The organism is Streptomyces sp. JJ38 (assembly GCF_019303475.1).
In the GTDB taxonomy this organism is placed as follows: domain Bacteria; phylum Actinomycetota; class Actinomycetes; order Streptomycetales; family Streptomycetaceae; genus Streptomyces.
This window is the reverse complement of record NZ_JABLSI010000035.1, coordinates 82,560-97,311: the sequence shown is the minus strand read 5'-3', so window position 1 is coordinate 97,311 and position 14,752 is coordinate 82,560. Positions and strand designations below refer to the sequence as shown.

The window sequence follows — 14,752 nt, the reverse complement described above, 5'->3', positions numbered from 1 at the left end:
GCCGGGGCGCCGGGCTGGGCGGGCACGCCCCAGGCCGTCGTGGACCCCGTGGCAGGGGCCGGTGCGGGGGCGGGGGCGGGGGCGGGACGCGCGGGCGGCCGGGGGCGCCGGTGGCCGTGGGAGTCGCTGGGCTGGCTCACCGCGACCCCCCGGCGAACGGCGGCAGCACCTCGACGGTGCCGCCCTGGGTGAGCCGGACGGCGTCGTGCGGACGCGTGCCCACGGGGTCGCCGTCGACGAGGAACGAGCAGCGCCGCAGGACGCGGGCGAACTCGGGGCGGGCGGCGTGCCGGTCGCGGGCCGCGTCCAGTGCCTCGGCCAGGGTGGCCGCCTCGTACCCCTCCTCCGCGAGCCCGGCAGCGGCTTTCGCCGCCGCCCAGTAGCGGATGGTTCCCTGTGCGGACATGTCGTGACTCCCAGCGGTGCCGGCCCGGTGTGTGATGTGCCACCCCCATCATGGGGCACGTCCCGGAGGCTCCCGCGCCCGCCACCGCCGGGGGCCGGCCCCGCGAAGCGCGCCCCACCGTGCCGGGCCCCGCGACGCCCCGCGGGGCGGGTGGGGGCGCACGTGGAGGCGGGGGAGGCGCATGCCGCGCACCGGGAGCGCATCGTGTCCGCGCGGAGTGGCATCCGCTACACACCGCTGCCATCAGGGTCGGTTTGGGCTATTCTTCAGGGCAGAAGGACTCGGGCAACGTCGCCTCCGGGTCCTTTTCGTGCTTTCGGGCCCCCGCTCCACGCCTTCGATGGGACCGAGGAAGGACTCACCGTTCATGAGCTCGCTTCTCCTCCTGACCAACGCCCTCCAGCCGTCCACGGAGGTGCTGCCCGCCCTGGGCCTGCTCCTCCACAACGTGCGCGTCGCGCCCGCCGAGGGGCCCGCGCTGGTCAACACCCCAGGGGCCGACGTCATCCTCGTCGACGGGCGCCGCGACCTGCCCCAGGTGCGCTCGCTGTGCCAGCTCCTGCGCTCCACCGGGCCGGGCTGCCCGCTGGTCCTGATCGTCACCGAGGGCGGCCTCGCCGCCGTGACGGCGGAGTGGGGGGTCGACGACGTCCTGCTGGACACGGCGGGACCGGCCGAGGTCGAGGCCCGGCTGCGGCTCGCGCTCGGCCGCATGCAGCTCACGGTGGACGACAGCCCGATGGAGATCCGCAACGGCGATCTCTCGGTGGACGAGGCCACCTACAGCGCCAAGCTCAAGGGCCGGGTGCTCGACCTGACCTTCAAGGAGTTCGAGCTGCTGAAGTACCTCGCCCAGCACCCGGGCCGGGTCTTCACCCGGGCCCAGCTGCTGCAGGAGGTGTGGGGCTACGACTACTTCGGCGGCACCCGGACCGTGGACGTCCACGTGCGGCGGCTGCGGGCGAAGCTCGGCCCCGAGCACGAGTCGCTGATCGGTACCGTGCGCAACGTGGGGTACCGCTTCGTCACCCCGGAGAAGACGGACAAGAAGCCCCAGCAGGGCCGCAAGGGCGGCGGCGAGGACTCCAGCGTCGCGGAGGAGGCCGAGCGGGTCGCGAAGGACGCCGCGCGGTCCCGGCCCAAGTGAGGGTGCCGTGCCCGGACGGTGACGATCGGGGCACGGGGTGACCGGGGAGCCGGTCACCCCGCGTAGACTGCCCGCCGTGGCGAAGGTGACGCGGGACGATGTGGCACGACTGGCGGGTACGTCGACCGCGGTTGTCAGCTACGTGATCAACAACGGTCCCCGTCCGGTGGCGCCCGCCACCCGTGAGCGCGTCCTCGCGGCGATCAACGAGCTGGGGTACCGGCCCGACCGGGTCGCGCAGGCGATGGCCTCCCGCCGCACCGACCTCATAGGCATGATCGTCCCGGACGCCCGGCAGCCCTTCTTCGCGGAGATGGCGCACGCCGTCGAACGCGCCGCGGCCGAGCGCGGCAAGATGGTACTCGTCGGTAACTCGGATTACCTGGACGAGCGCGAGGTCCACTATCTCCGGGCGTTCCTCGGGATGCGGGTGGCCGGGCTGATCCTGGTCAGCCAGGGTCCCAGCGAGCACGCCGCCGCGGAGATCGAGGCGTGGGACGCCCGGGTCGTGCTGCTGCACCGGCGGCCCGAGGCGATCGAGGACGTCGCCGTCGTCACCGACGACGTGGGCGGCGCCCACCTGGCCACCCGGCACCTGCTGGAGCACGGGCACCCGTACGTGGCCTGCCTCGGCGGTGTCGAGACGACGCCCGTCGTGGGCGACCCGGTCACCGACCACGTCGAGGGCTGGCGTCGCGCCATGCGGGAAGCCGGGTGCTCCACCGAGGGCCGCCTCTTCCAGGCGCCCTACAACCGCTACGACGCCTACGAGGTCGCCCTCTCGTTGCTGGCCGGGCCCGACCGGCCGCCCGCGATCGTGTGCGCGACGGACGACCAGGCCATCGGGGTGCTGCGCGCCGCGCGCGAGCTGCGGATCGACGTCCCGGGGGAGCTGGCCGTCGCCGGGTTCGACGACGTCAAGGAGGCGGCGCTCACCGATCCTCCGCTGACAACGGTGGCCTCCGACCGCTCCGGCATGGCCCGGGCGGCCGTGGACCTCGTGCTGGACGAGGCGCCCCGCCTGCTCGGCAACCGGCGCGAGCGGCTGCGCCAGTTCCCCTCGGCGCTCGTCGTCCGCCGCAGCTGCGGCTGCCACTGACCGTGCGGGGCCGGCCGTCCGCCGTCAGCCCTCCGCCAGCGGCACGTCCTCGGCGCTGAGGCACTCCCCGTCCTGCGGGATGTCCTCGACCGACCGGTTCAGGTCGACCAGCGCGTCCCCGACGGCGTCCTCGCGGCCGTGGAACGTCACCGCGACGGCGGGGGAGCGGCCGTAGGTGGTGACGGTGCGGGTGCCGTCGGCGTTCATGCGGTCCTCGTCCAGCACCCAGCCGACGCCGTCGACGTCCAGACACAGGTCGGTCGTGGGCGGGGGCGGTTCCACGCCGCACTGCAGGACGATCGAGGCGTCCCCCCAGGCGGCGGTCCCGGTGCCGGTGGTCCGGTCGCGCTCCTTTCCGAGGAGCGAGTCCGGGGCCGCGGCGAGGACGTCGGCGCAGCGGGGGTGCCCGGCGGAGGGTCCGGGCGCGACGGAGTAGGTCTTCCCGGGGGAGTGGCGGCCGAGGACGAGCGCGGCGCCGAGCGCGAGCACGGCGATGCCGAGGGCGCCGAAGAGGAGGGCCCGGCGGGGTCTGGGCGGCAACCGCATGCGGACCAACTTGCGCTCGGATCGGGGTGGCGGGGGAGCCTCCAGCCTACCCGGGACGGCGTGGGGGCAGCGCGGGGCGGCCCCACCGGGGCGGGGCCGCCAGGCGCTGCCCCGGGGCCCGGAACGGTCCGGGGCCGGGGTCAGGGGCAGGGTGTGTAGGTGAAGCGGCGCGGGCCCGGGCCGGCCTCGGCGGCGATGTCCTTGGGGTTGACCAGCCCGCAGCGGTCGAGGGTGAGGCAGCCGCAGCCGATGCAGTCGTCCAGGTCGTCGCGGAGCTCCTGGAGCTGCTTGATGCGCTGGTCGAGGTCCGAGCGCCAGCACTCGGAGACCCGGGCCCAGTCCGCCCGGCTGGGGGTGCGGCCCTCCGGCAGCAGGTCCAGCGCGGCGCGGATGCGGTCCAGGGAGATGCCGACGCGCTGCGAGGCGCGGATGAAGGCGACGCGGCGCAGGGTGTCCCGGGTGTAGCGGCGCTGGTTGCCGCTCGTGCGGCGGCTGTGGATCAGGCCGTTGCGTTCGTAGAAGCGCAGGGCGGAGGTGGCCACGCCGCTGCGGGCGGCCACCTCACCGACGCTGAGTTCCGGTGTCTTCCACGAGGGCGATGTCATGCGCCACAGAGTAGTTGACCTGAACTTATGTTGAAGTACGAGGCTCTACGCAGCGGTTCGGAAAGCGCGCCGCCACCGGCCACCGACGACTTCGGGGAGATCCGTCATGTCCAAGCCCAGCACCGCACCCCTGCGCCTCGCCGTCATCACCGGGAGCGTCCGCGAGGGCCGCTTCGGCCCGACCGTCACCTCCTGGTTCGCGCAGGAGGCCCGGGAACACGGCGGCTTCGAGGTGGACGTCGTCGACCTCGCCGAACACCCGCTGCCGCTGGTCATGCCCGGCTGGGGCGGGGAGGCCGACCCGGAGACCGTGCGGCACCAGCGGGAGCTGTCCCGGCGGCTGGCCGAGGCCGACGCCTTCGTCGTCGTCACGCCCGAGTACAACCACAGCTTTCCGGCCTCGCTCAAGAACGGCATCGACTGGTTCCGGGAGGAGTGGCAGGCCAAGCCGGTCGGCCTGGTCTCCTACGGCGGCCAGAGCGGCGGCATCCGGGCGGCCGAGCAACTGCGCCAGGTCTTCGCGGAGATGCACGCCCTGACGGTGCGGGACGCGCTCAGCTTCCACAACGCCTGGGACGTCTTCGGGCAGGACGGGAGGCCGAAGGACGCCGAGGGGTCGGCGCGCGCGGCCAAGGGGCTGCTCGGTCAGCTCGACTGGTGGGCCGAGGCGTTGCGCGAGGCCCGCGAGCGCCGCCCCTACGGCGCCTGACCGCGTTCGGCGCGAGGGCGCGCACGACGCGACGAGGGCGCGCACGACGCGACGGCGGCCCGGCTCCGCAGGGGGGAGCCGGACCGCCGCCGTCGTCGTCACGCCGGGACGTCGCTCAGCCGACGGCCGTCACACCGGGGCCGCTCAGCGGACGACGGTGATGCGGTCCGCCGCCGGGGCGCTCAGCGGGGCCGAGGCGGAGGAGTGGGCCAGCAGGTACTGCTCCAGTGCCTTCAGGTCGTCCCCGCCGACCAGCGGGTCCGTGCCCTGGGCCAGGGTGGCGAAGCCGTCGCCGCCGCCGGCCAGGAAGGAGTTCACGGCGACGCGGTAGACGCGGTCCGCGGCCAGCGGCTCACCGTGCAGCCGTACCGAGTCCGCGACGACGCGGTCCGCGCCCGAGCGCGTCAGGTCGAGGGTGTAGGTGAGGCCCTCGGAGACCTGGAGGATCTTCGGCGACTCCGCGTTGGCGCCGCTGACCTGCTCCCGCAGCACGGCCAGGAGCTGGTCGCCCGTCAGGGAGACGATGTTGACGGTGTTCGAGAACGGCTGGACGGTGTAGCCCTCGGCGTAGGTCACCACGCCGTCACCCTCGGAGCCGGAGGCCGCGTAGGTGAAGTCGGCGCGGATGCCGCCGGGGTTCATCAGGGCCAGCTCGGTGCCCTCGTCCTGGGTGCGGGCGTGGGCGAGCTGCGCGTCGGCGATGAGGTCACCGAGGGGGGACTCGGGAATCGAGCGGTCCGCGGTGATGTCCTCGGAGATGTGGCCGATCGGCCGGTTCGCGACGGGGGCGGCCAGCTCCTTCCAGTCCGCGATGAGCTCGGTGAGGTCCTTCGCCCTGTCCCGCTCGCGGTGCACGACGTGGTTCGTGCCGGTGACCGAGGCCCGCACGATGTCCCGGGTGCGCCGGTCGTAGACCATGTTCAGCTCGGTGAACAGCCGGCCGTAGGAGGCGGCCGAGGTCACCAGGCGGTCGTTGCCCTCCGGGTCGGGCAGGCTGCACACGTACGGCCGGTGGGTGTGGCCGGTGACGAGGGCGTCGACGCCGGCGTCCGTGCGGGCGGCGATGTCCACGATCGGGCCGGATATGCCGCCGCCGGAGGCGTCGCAGTCGGCGTTGTAGGCGGGGTTGGCCGGGTAGCCGCCCTCGTGGACGAGGGCGATGACCGCGTTGACGCCCCGGCCGCGCAGCTCCTCGGTGTACCGGTTGATGGTCTCGGCCTCGTCCAGGAACTTCAGGCCCTTGATGCCCTCGGCGGAGACGATGTCCGGTGTGCCCTCCAGCGTGACGCCGATGAAGCCGACCCTGACACCGCGGATCTTCTTGACGGTGTACGGCTTCAGCAGCGGCTTACCGGTGTCCTCGCGCACCACGTTGGCGGCCAGGATCGGGAAGTCGGCGCCCCCGAACGTCCGGCCGTCGGCGTAGCAGCCGTCGACAGGGTGGCAGCCGCCCTTCTGAAGGCGCTTCAGCTCCTCCTGGCCCTCGTCGAACTCGTGGTTGCCGACGCCGACGACGTCCATGTCGAGGGCGTTCATCGCCTCGATGGTCGGCTCGTCGTGGAAGAGGCCGGACAGCAGCGGACTGGCACCGACGACGTCGCCGGGGGCGACGGTCATCGTGTAGCGCTCACCCTCGCGGGCCTCCCGCAGCGCGGTGGCCAGGTACTCGACGCCGCCCGCCTCGACCTGCTCCGTCGAGCCGTCCGGGTGCTCGTGGGTGACGCGACCCGAGGAGCCCGACGGCGGCTCCAGATGGCCGTGGAAGTCGTTGATCGCCAGCACCTGGAGATCGACGGTGGGGCCGTGTCCGGGGTGACCGGGGCGGTCGCCGGGCCGCTCGGGGGCGGCCTGGGCGGACGGCAGGGCGGCCGCGCCGAGGGCGACGGCGGCGGCGAGGCCCGCCGCGGTCGCGGCGAGTCTGCGCGGGAACCGGCGCCCGGACGTGCTGCCGGGGGTTGTGGACATGGGTGTATCCCCTTCGCGGAGAGTCGAGTTCGACGTGGGCGGGGCTCGGGGTGCCCGAGCAAACGGCAGCCTACGGTCAACGCGCGTAGCGTGTCAGGAGCCGTGCGGTAACGGCCTGGTGGCCGTCAGCGGGCGTACTCTCTGGAAACATGAGTGACGTGGTGGTGACAGACCGACTGTCTGACGAAGTGGTGGGCGAGGCCCTGGCCCTCATCGAAGCGGCGGCCCGTACCGACGGCCAGTCCGCGGTGTCCGAGCAGGGAGTGCTCCAGCTCCGCGGCGGCCACCGGGCGGGCGTCACCCACTTCCTGATCCGCTCCGGGGGCGAACTCGTCGGCTACGGGCAGCTGGAGGAGACCGATCCCGTCGAGGCTCCGGCGGGCGAGCTCGTCGTCCACCCCGCGCACCGCGGGCAGGGACACGGGCGTTCGCTGGGCCTCGCCCTGCTGGAGGCCTCGGGGCGGCGGCTGCGGCTGTGGGCCCACGGTGGCCACGCCTCGGCCCGGCACCTCGCCCAGACCCTCGGCCTCACGCTCTTCCGCGAGCTGCGGCAGCTGCGCATGCCGCTCTCGGCCGAGTCCCTGCCCGAGGTGGCGCTGCCGCCGGGGATCTCCATGCGGACGTTCGTGCCGGGCAAGGACGACGCGGCCTGGCTGGAGGCCAACGCCACCGCCTTCGCCCACCACCCCGAGCAGGGCTCACTGACCCAGCGCGATCTGGACGACCGCAAGGCCGAGCCGTGGTTCGACCCGGAGGGCTTCTTCCTCGCCGTCCGCTCCGAGGGCGCCGTGGAGGCGGAGGAGATCGTCGGGTTCCACTGGACGAAGGTGCACGCGAAGGAGCAGCTCGGTGAGGTGTACGTCGTCGGCGTCGTCCCCGGGGCCCAGGGCGGCGGCCTGGGCCGGGCCCTGACGACGACCGGCCTGCGGCACCTGGCGGCCGTGCGGCACATGCCCACGGCCATGCTGTACGTCGACGCCGACAACGCGCCGGCCCTCGCGGTCTACGAGCGCATCGGTTTCCGCACCCACGCCGTCGACCTGATGTACCGCACGGAGACCTGACGCACGCCGTCCGACATCCCGGAGGACGCCCCTCCGACATGTTGACGTAACCAGCGATTCAGACTCGGTTGCGAGCATCGCGGAATGCAGCAACCGCACCGAGGGCCGACGGTCGCCGCGGGGGGCATCCCCGGCCGGCCGACCGCTCGGCTCGGTGTGCCCGAATCGTCCGGATCATCCGAGCGGCACGCCGCGGTGGAAGCGCGGAAGAATGGGGGAATGAGCCCGTCCGCGCATTCCACCCAGCCGTCCGGTACCCCCTCCGGCGCCCAGCCCGGTGCCTCCTCCGGGAGCCCGCAGAGCGTGCCCGAGCCCGCGCAGCCGTCCGTGGGGGCCATCGCCGCGTCCCGCCCGAACGCCGTGCAGCTCCACCCGCTCGGCAGCGGCTCCCTGTCCGCCACCATGGACCCGGGCCTCGACTCCGAGCCGGACTCCTACGACGCGGCCTCCGACGCCGGTGACCTCCCCCAGGGACGCTTTCTGGAGCGGGAGCGCAGCTGGCTGGCGTTCAACGAGCGCGTCCTCGAACTGGCCGAGGACCCGAACGTCCCGCTCCTCGAACGGGCGAACTTCCTGGCGATCTTCGCCAGCAACCTGGACGAGTTCTTCATGGTCCGGGTGGCCGGGCTCAAGCGGCGCATCGCCACCGGCGTCGCCAACCGGTCGGCCTCCGGCCTCCAGCCCCGCGAGGTGCTGGAGCTGATCTGGACCCGCTCCCGCGAGCTCATGGCCCGGCACGCCGCCTGCTACCAGCAGGACGTCGCCCCCGCGCTGGCCGACGAGGGCGTCCACCTCATCCGGTGGGCCGACCTCACCGAGAAGGAGCAGGCCCGCCTCTTCACGCTCTTCCGGCAGCAGATCTACCCCGTCCTCACCCCGCTGGCCGTCGACCCGGCGCACCCCTTCCCCTACATCTCGGGCCTCTCCCTCAACCTGGCCGTCGTCGTCCGCAACCCGGTCAGCGGGCACAACCACTTCGCCCGGGTCAAGGTGCCGCCGCTGCTGGCCCGCTTCCTGGAGGCCTCGCCACAGCGGTACGTGCCGCTGGAGGACGTGATAGCCGCCCACCTGGAGGAGCTCTTCCCCGGGATGGACGTCCTGGCCCACCACATGTTCCGCGTCACCCGCAACGAGGACCTGGAGGTGGAGGAGGACGACGCCGAGAACCTGCTCCAGGCGCTGGAGAAGGAGCTGATGCGGCGACGCTTCGGCCCGCCCGTCCGGCTGGAGGTCGAGGAGTCCATCGACCCGTACGTGCTGGACCTGCTCGTGCGCGAGCTGAAGGTGTCGGCCTCCGAGGTCTACCCGCTGCCCGGCCCGCTGGACCTCTCCGGGCTCTCGGGCATCGTCTCCCGGATCGACCGGCCCGAGCTGCGCTACCCCAAGTTCATCGCCGGAACCCACCGCGACCTCGCCGAGGTGGAGTCCGCGTCCGCGCCCGACGTCTTCGCCGCCCTGCGTGAGCGCGATGTCCTCCTGCACCACCCCTACGACTCCTTCTCCACCTCCGTGCAGGCGTTCCTGGAACAGGCCGCGGCCGACCCCGACGTCCTCGCCATCAAGCAGACCCTCTACCGCACCTCCGGCGACTCCCCGATCGTCGACGCCCTCATCGACGCCGCCGAGTCCGGCAAGCAGGTCCTCGTCCTCGTCGAGATCAAGGCGCGCTTCGACGAGCAGGCCAACATCAAGTGGGCCCGCAAGCTCGAGGAGGCCGGCTGCCACGTCGTCTACGGCCTCGTCGGGCTCAAGACGCACTGCAAGCTGTCCCTCGTCGTCCGGCAGGAGGGCGAGCAGCTCCGCCGCTACGCCCACGTCGGTACCGGGAACTACCACCCCAAGACGGCCCGGCTCTACGAGGACCTCGGCCTGCTCACCGCGGACCCGCAGGTCGGCGCCGACCTCTCCGACCTGTTCAACCGGCTCTCCGGCTACTCGCGGCGCGAGACCTACCGGCGGCTCCTCGTCGCCCCCACCTCCCTGCGCGACGGCCTGATCACGCGCATCGGCCAGGAGATCGCCCACCACCGCGCCGGGCGGCCCGCCTTCGTGCGGATCAAGGTCAACTCGATCGTCGACGAGGCCGTCGTCGACGCCCTCTACCGGGCCTCCCGCGCCGGCGTCCCCGTCGACCTGTGGGTCCGCGGCATCTGCGCCGTCCGGCCCGGCGTGCCCGGGCTCAGCGAGAACATCCGCGTCCGCAGCATTCTCGGCCGCTTCCTCGAACACTCCCGGATCTTCGCCTTCGGCGGCGGCGGAGAGCCCGAGGTGTGGTTCGGCAGCGCCGACCTCATGCACCGCAACCTCGACCGACGCATCGAGGCGCTGGTGCGCGTCACCGACCCCGCCCACCGGGCGGCACTCAACCGGATGCTGGAGACGGGCCTCGACGACGGCACCGCCTCCTGGCACCTCGGCCCCGACGGCGACTGGACCCGCCAGGCCACCGACCCCGAGGGCCGACCGTTGCGCAACGTACAGGAAATGCTCATCGACGCCCGGAGGCGCCGACGTGGCCCCACGACATGACCTCACGGCCGACGGCGCCAAGCCGTCGGCCGCCGCGGCACCGCGTACCAGGGTGCCGCACGCCGCCGGAGCCGGCTCGGCACGGCTCGGCACCGGCGGAACGGGGGGAGAGAAAGCGCCACCGCCCGTGGCCGGCACCGCAGGAGAACTGCTCTCCGGGTACCTGCACCACCAGGCGGCCGAGCTGCTGCGCGCCCTGCGGATGCACGAGGAGACGGCCGGCAGCCCGGAGGCCGTCACCGAGACGGCCCACGCAGTCCGGCTGCTGCGCCGCGCGGCCCGCCGCATCAGCGCGACCCTGCACACCTTCCGCCAGCTCCTCGACCCCGCCTGGGCCGACGAGCTCTCCGCCGAGCTGAACTGGCTCTCCGAGCTGCTCACCCGCGAGTACGACTACGCCAACCGGCTGAGCCGGCTGCTGTCCGCTCTGCACCGGCTGTCGTCGGCGCCCGAGGAACCCGACGGCGCGGGGGCCGCCGGACGTCCCGGGGCCGGCGCCGCCCGCGCCGGAGCCCTGCTGGAGCGCCAGCTCACGCTCCTGCGCACCCGGGCCCACTCCGCCGCCCTCCAGGCCCTCGGCTCCGGCCGCTTCCACGCCGTCGCCGACGCCGTCGCCGTCCTGGCCTCCGAGGTACCGCTCGCCGGCGACGCCCTCCCCGACACCGCCGGACACCGCCCCGCCCACGCCGTGCTGCGGCCCAGCGCCGAACACGCCCACCGCAGGCTCGTGGAGGCCGTGGACTCCCTGCCGTTCGGCCCCGGCGCCCTCGCCCACACCCTCACCGCCGCCGAGGACCACTACGACGGCTCCTGGCACCAGGTCGGGCTGTTGCTGCGCTTCGTCCGGTACGCCCAGGAGGTGCTGGGGGAGGAGAGCCCGCCGCTCAGCACGGCCGCCCGGCACCTGCGGCGCCACCGCGAGGCCGCCGAAGCCGCCGGGGCCGCCGCCACCGCCGGACGCACCCCGCGCATCTCCCCGGCCACGGCCTACGCGCTCGGCGTCCTGCACGCCGACCAGCGGCACGAGGTGGAAGCCGCCCGGCTCGCGTTCTGCCGGGTCTGGCACCCGGCCGGAGGTGCCGACCATGCACCCGTCCACGCCTGACGCCGCCCCCGTCATCCGCGCCGCGGGCTGTGTGCTCTGGCGGCCGGACCCCTACGGCTTCGTGCTCGTCCACCGGCCGAAGTGGGCCGACTGGTCGCACCCCAAGGGCAAGCTGCACGCCGGGGAGAGCGCGGCCGAGGCGGCCCGGCGCGAGGTGCTGGAGGAGACGGGCATGACGTGCGTGCTCGGCGCCCGGCTGCCCACGCTCACCTACGAGGTGGGCGGACACCCGAAGACGGTGGACTACTGGCTGGCCGAGGCCGTCGCCGGCACCTTCGTGCCCAGCCGCGAGGTGGACCGCGTCGTCTGGCTGCCGCCGGGCCGCGCCCGGCTGCTGCTGACCCACCCGCGCGACCGCGATCTGCTGGACGCCGCCGTCGCCGCCCTCGGCCGCTGAGCCGGAGGCGGTCCGCCGTGGGCTCCCTCGCGGGTCCCGCTCCGGGCTCCCCCGCGGCCGCCGCCCCGGCTCAGGCCCGGGGCGTGCCCTGGGGGGCCAGGGCCGGCCAGGCCACCGTCACCTCGCCCTGCCGCCAGCGCCGCGGGCCGTCCGTCACCGGCCAGCGCGCGGCGAGCGCCCGGACGGCCGCGACCCAGCGCTGCCGGGCGCCCAGCGGCGCGAGCGGCGCCGCCGTCGCCCAAGCGGCGTCGAAGTCGGCCAGGAACGCGTGCACCGGCTCGCCCGGCACGTTGCGGTGGATCAGGGCCTTCGGCAGCCGCTCCGCCAGCCCGGAGGGCCGGTCCAGCGTGGCCAACCGCGCGGCGAAGGTCACCGTGCGCGGGCCGGACTCGTCCAGCGTCACCCACACGTGGCGGCGCCCGATCTCGTCACAGGTGCCCTCCACCAGCAGCCCGCCGGGTGCCAGCCGCGAGCACAGCCGCGCCCACACCTCCGGGACCTCCTCCTCGCCGTACTGGCGCAGCACGTTCGCGGCCCGGATCAGCAGCGGACGCTCGGGCAGCGGGATCTCGAAGCCGCCGCGCACGAAGGACAGCCCCTCACGGACGTGGGGGCGGGCCGCGGCCACCCGCTCCGGATCGATCTCCACCCCGGTGACCCGCACGTCCGGGCACACCCGGCGCAGCCGCGTCAGCAGCTCGACGGCCGTCCACGGCGCCGCGCCGTAGCCCAGGTCGACCGCCAGCGGAGGGCCGTCGGCCCGGCGCAGCGCGGCGCCGTGCGCGGCGGCGATCCAGCGGTCCATGCGCCGCAGCCGGTTCGGGTTCGTCGTCCCCCGGGTCACCGCGCCCACCGGGCGGCGGGTGCGGGAGGCGGGGGGCGACACGGGCATGAGGGCAAGCGTACGGGCCGAGGCCCAGGTCACGTTTGGGCAAAGACGGGAAGAGCGAGCCCGCGGAGGGCGTTGCCGCCCGGGGACACCGCCAGACGACACGCATCACCAGACCACACACCACCACACGACACACCGCACACACCGCACACACCGTCGGCCAAGGGAGCACAGGTGAGCTCGTACGTCACGCGGCTCGGACGGCGGCTGGGCCTTCCCGGGAGGGTTCCCCGCCGCGTCGCGATGCTCAGCGTCCACACGTCGCCGCTGCACCAGCCCGGCACGGGGGACGCGGGCGGGATGAACGTCTACATCGTGGAGCTGGCCCGCCAGCTCGCCGATCTCGGCATCGAGGTGGAGGTCTTCACCCGCGCCACCTCCGCCGCGCTCCCCGCCACGGTGGAGCTGGCGCCGGGCGTCCTGGTGCGGCACGTGGACGCCGGGCCGTACGAGGGTCTCAAGAAGGAGGAGCTGCCCGCACAGCTCTGCGCCTTCACCCACGGCGTCATGCGGGCCTGGGCCCGGCACCGCCCCGGCCACTACGACCTCGTCCACTCGCACTACTGGCTCTCCGGCCACGTCGGCTGGCTGGCCGCCCAGCGCTGGGGCGTGCCGCTGGTGCACGCCATGCACACGATGGCCAAGGTCAAGAACGCCGCCCTGGCCGCCGGAGACACCCCGGAGCCCGCCGCCCGGGTCATCGGGGAGACGCAGATCGTGCGTGCCGCCGACCGGCTCGTGGCCAACACCGCTGAGGAGGCCGGGGAGCTGGAGCGGCACTACGCCGCCGACCCGGCCCGCACCGCCGTCGTCCACCCCGGCGTCAACCTGGCCCGCTTCCGTCCGGCCGACGGCCCGGCCGCCGCCCGCGCCCGCCTCGGCCTGCCCCACGACGCCTTCGTCCCGCTCTTCGCCGGGCGCATCCAGCCGCTCAAGGCCCCCGACGTGCTGCTGCGCGCCGTGCGCGTCCTGCTCGACGAGGACCCGGGGCTGCGCGGCCGGCTCGTCGTCCCCGTCGTCGGCGGGCCCTCCGGCTCCGGGCTGGCCAAGCCCGAGGGTTTGCAGAAGCTCGCGGCCAAGCTGGGCATCGCCGACGTCGTCCGGTTCCGCCCCCCGGCGGACCAGGAGACCCTGGCCGACTGGTACCGCGCGGCGAGCGTGCTCGTCATGCCCTCCCACAGCGAGTCCTTCGGGCTCGTCGCCATCGAGGCGCAGGCCAGCGGCACGCCCGTGGTGGCCTCCGCCGTGGGCGGGCTGCCCGTCGCTGTGCGGGACGGCGTGACGGGCCTCCTGGTCGCCGGGCACGACCCGGCCGACTACGCCCGCGCGCTGCGCCGCTTCGTCGCCGAGCCGGCCCTCGTCACCCGAATGGGTGCGGCCGCCGCCGAGCACGCGCGCGGCTTCGGCTGGGCCACGGCGGCCCGCCGCACCGCGGAGGTCTACGCCGACGCGCTCGCCGCGCGACGCCGTCGCCTACGATCGCTGCATGTCTGACGCCGCCGCAGTGATCGAGCAGACGCTCGCCGACGCCGAGCTGGAGTGGGAGTCGCCGGGGCCCGGCACCTACGTCGTCACCCTTCCGGGCACCCGCAAGCTCTCCACCACGTGCCAGCTCATCGTCGGCGCGCACTCCCTCTCCGTGAACGCGTTCGTCATCCGCAACCCGGACGAGAACCACGAGGCCGTCCACCGCTGGCTGCTGGAGCGCAACACCCGCCTCTCCGGGGTCAGCTACGCCATCGACCACCTCGGGGACATCTACCTCGTGGGCCGGCTGCCGCTCGCCGCCGTCACCCCGGCCGAGATCGACCGCATTCTCGGCACCGTCCTGGAGAACGCGGACGGACCGTTCAACCACCTGCTGGAGCTGGGCTTCGCCGGTGCCATCAAGCGGGAGTACGCCTGGCGCACCTCGCGCGGGGAGTCCACCCGTAACCTGGCCGCCTTCACCCGGCTGACCGGCGAGGACCGCGGGTAGCCGGCCGACGGGCCGACCGCCGCGCAGGCCGTGCCCCTTCCCGTGCCCTTCGCGTGGGGCGCCGCCGCGGGTCCGCCGTGGCCGTTCGCGCCGTTCCCCGCGCCCCTTCGCGGCGCGGCCTCGCGTGCCCGGTTCCAGACGGCAGTGGGGGAGGCACCCGTTGCCGAGCCCGTCACGCCGCGTGCGCCCGATCGGCACAGCTCCTTCCCCCGAACGTCTTCCGGCGACCGGCTCGCGTGGGTAGGGTCCCGAGTCACGATCCCGCAACGCGGAGATCACGGGCCGGGCACGCCCCTCGCGTCGCCGCCGA

The 14,752-nt window shown here is 74.3% G+C and carries 14 protein-coding genes; 9 read left to right on the top strand and 5 right to left on the bottom strand.

Annotated features, from left to right (window positions below):
* Nucleotides 1–136: 136 nt before the first annotated feature.
* Nucleotides 137–406, bottom strand: a complete 270-nt coding sequence (locus HPT28_RS19230; protein ID WP_219092381.1) for a MoaD/ThiS family protein — start codon at nucleotides 404–406, stop codon at nucleotides 137–139.
* Between the two features lie 367 nt (nucleotides 407–773).
* On the opposite strand from HPT28_RS19230, the gene HPT28_RS19225 reads away from it, so the two are divergent.
* A complete protein-coding gene (locus tag HPT28_RS19225; protein ID WP_219092380.1) occupies nucleotides 774–1,553 on the top strand; it encodes a response regulator transcription factor in 780 nt (259 codons plus the stop codon).
* Nucleotides 1,554–1,629: 76 nt separating this feature from the next.
* Nucleotides 1,630–2,652: a LacI family DNA-binding transcriptional regulator gene (locus HPT28_RS19220; protein WP_219092379.1), complete on the top strand. Its 1,023-nt coding sequence runs from the start codon at nucleotides 1,630–1,632 to the stop codon at nucleotides 2,650–2,652.
* A 24-nt stretch (nucleotides 2,653–2,676) separates the two neighbouring features.
* On the opposite strand, the gene HPT28_RS19215 is transcribed toward HPT28_RS19220, so the two are convergent.
* Both HPT28_RS19215 and soxR read right to left on the bottom strand, forming a co-directional pair.
* A complete protein-coding gene (locus tag HPT28_RS19215; protein ID WP_219092378.1) occupies nucleotides 2,677–3,198 on the bottom strand; it encodes a DUF3515 domain-containing protein in 522 nt (173 codons plus the stop codon).
* Between the two features lie 140 nt (nucleotides 3,199–3,338).
* Complete coding sequence (gene soxR, locus HPT28_RS19210) at nucleotides 3,339–3,803, bottom strand: redox-sensitive transcriptional activator SoxR (protein WP_219092377.1); 465 nt, start codon at nucleotides 3,801–3,803, stop codon at nucleotides 3,339–3,341.
* 106 nt (nucleotides 3,804–3,909) lie between these two features.
* Here soxR and HPT28_RS19205 point away from each other — a divergent pair, with 106 nt between their 5' ends.
* The gene (locus HPT28_RS19205; RefSeq protein ID WP_219092376.1) at nucleotides 3,910–4,512 is read left to right on the top strand and encodes an NADPH-dependent FMN reductase; all 603 of its coding nucleotides are present in this window, start codon (nucleotides 3,910–3,912) and stop codon (nucleotides 4,510–4,512) included.
* A 144-nt stretch (nucleotides 4,513–4,656) separates the two neighbouring features.
* Here HPT28_RS19205 and HPT28_RS19200 read toward each other — a convergent pair whose 3' ends face one another.
* On the bottom strand, nucleotides 4,657–6,477 hold the full coding sequence (locus HPT28_RS19200; protein WP_219092375.1) for a bifunctional UDP-sugar hydrolase/5'-nucleotidase: 1,821 nt from the start codon (nucleotides 6,475–6,477) through the stop codon (nucleotides 4,657–4,659).
* A 149-nt stretch (nucleotides 6,478–6,626) separates the two neighbouring features.
* On the opposite strand from HPT28_RS19200, the gene mshD reads away from it, so the two are divergent.
* From mshD to HPT28_RS19180, 4 genes are all read left to right on the top strand, one after another.
* The gene (mshD, locus tag HPT28_RS19195) at nucleotides 6,627–7,541 is read left to right on the top strand and encodes a mycothiol synthase (RefSeq protein WP_219092374.1); all 915 of its coding nucleotides are present in this window, start codon (nucleotides 6,627–6,629) and stop codon (nucleotides 7,539–7,541) included.
* Between the two features lie 219 nt (nucleotides 7,542–7,760).
* Nucleotides 7,761–10,070 carry an RNA degradosome polyphosphate kinase gene (locus tag HPT28_RS19190; RefSeq protein WP_219092373.1) on the top strand — a complete coding sequence of 770 codons (2,310 nt, stop codon included), beginning with the start codon at nucleotides 7,761–7,763 and terminating at the stop codon, nucleotides 10,068–10,070.
* Nucleotides 10,054–11,175, top strand: a complete 1,122-nt coding sequence (locus HPT28_RS19185) for a CHAD domain-containing protein (RefSeq protein WP_219092372.1) — start codon at nucleotides 10,054–10,056, stop codon at nucleotides 11,173–11,175. Before HPT28_RS19190 ends, HPT28_RS19185 begins: the two co-directional genes overlap by 17 nt.
* Nucleotides 11,156–11,572: an NUDIX hydrolase gene (locus HPT28_RS19180; protein ID WP_219092371.1), complete on the top strand. Its 417-nt coding sequence runs from the start codon at nucleotides 11,156–11,158 to the stop codon at nucleotides 11,570–11,572. The genes HPT28_RS19185 and HPT28_RS19180 overlap by 20 nt, the downstream gene beginning before the upstream one ends.
* A gap of 70 nt (nucleotides 11,573–11,642) precedes the next feature.
* On the opposite strand, the gene HPT28_RS19175 is transcribed toward HPT28_RS19180, so the two are convergent.
* On the bottom strand, nucleotides 11,643–12,464 hold the full coding sequence (locus tag HPT28_RS19175; protein WP_219092370.1) for a trans-aconitate 2-methyltransferase: 822 nt from the start codon (nucleotides 12,462–12,464) through the stop codon (nucleotides 11,643–11,645).
* A 174-nt stretch (nucleotides 12,465–12,638) separates the two neighbouring features.
* On the opposite strand from HPT28_RS19175, the gene mshA reads away from it, so the two are divergent.
* Both mshA and HPT28_RS19165 read left to right on the top strand, forming a co-directional pair.
* Nucleotides 12,639–13,958 (top strand): D-inositol-3-phosphate glycosyltransferase, encoded by a 1,320-nt coding sequence (gene mshA / locus HPT28_RS19170; protein ID WP_308119365.1) that lies wholly within the window; start codon nucleotides 12,639–12,641, stop codon nucleotides 13,956–13,958.
* The gene (locus tag HPT28_RS19165) at nucleotides 13,951–14,442 is read left to right on the top strand and encodes a YbjN domain-containing protein (RefSeq protein ID WP_219092369.1); all 492 of its coding nucleotides are present in this window, start codon (nucleotides 13,951–13,953) and stop codon (nucleotides 14,440–14,442) included. The genes mshA and HPT28_RS19165 overlap by 8 nt, the downstream gene beginning before the upstream one ends.
* Nucleotides 14,443–14,752: the final 310 nt, after the last annotated feature.

Excerpts from the sequence above, each read along its gene's own strand:
- HPT28_RS19230 (WP_219092381.1), bottom strand. The coding sequence starts at position 406 with ATGTCCGCACAGGGAACCATCCGCTACTGGGCGGCGGCGAAAGCCGCT.
- HPT28_RS19225 (WP_219092380.1), top strand. The coding sequence starts at position 774 with ATGAGCTCGCTTCTCCTCCTGACCAACGCCCTCCAGCCGTCCACGGAG.
- HPT28_RS19215 (WP_219092378.1), bottom strand. The coding sequence starts at position 3,198 with ATGCGGTTGCCGCCCAGACCCCGCCGGGCCCTCCTCTTCGGCGCCCTC.
- soxR (WP_219092377.1), bottom strand. The coding sequence starts at position 3,803 with ATGACATCGCCCTCGTGGAAGACACCGGAACTCAGCGTCGGTGAGGTG.
- HPT28_RS19205 (WP_219092376.1), top strand. The coding sequence starts at position 3,910 with ATGTCCAAGCCCAGCACCGCACCCCTGCGCCTCGCCGTCATCACCGGG.
- HPT28_RS19200 (WP_219092375.1), bottom strand. The coding sequence starts at position 6,477 with ATGTCCACAACCCCCGGCAGCACGTCCGGGCGCCGGTTCCCGCGCAGA.
- mshD (WP_219092374.1), top strand. The coding sequence starts at position 6,627 with ATGAGTGACGTGGTGGTGACAGACCGACTGTCTGACGAAGTGGTGGGC.
- HPT28_RS19190 (WP_219092373.1), top strand. The coding sequence starts at position 7,761 with ATGAGCCCGTCCGCGCATTCCACCCAGCCGTCCGGTACCCCCTCCGGC.
- HPT28_RS19180 (WP_219092371.1), top strand. The coding sequence starts at position 11,156 with ATGCACCCGTCCACGCCTGACGCCGCCCCCGTCATCCGCGCCGCGGGC.
- HPT28_RS19175 (WP_219092370.1), bottom strand. The coding sequence starts at position 12,464 with ATGCCCGTGTCGCCCCCCGCCTCCCGCACCCGCCGCCCGGTGGGCGCG.
- HPT28_RS19165 (WP_219092369.1), top strand. The coding sequence starts at position 13,951 with ATGTCTGACGCCGCCGCAGTGATCGAGCAGACGCTCGCCGACGCCGAG.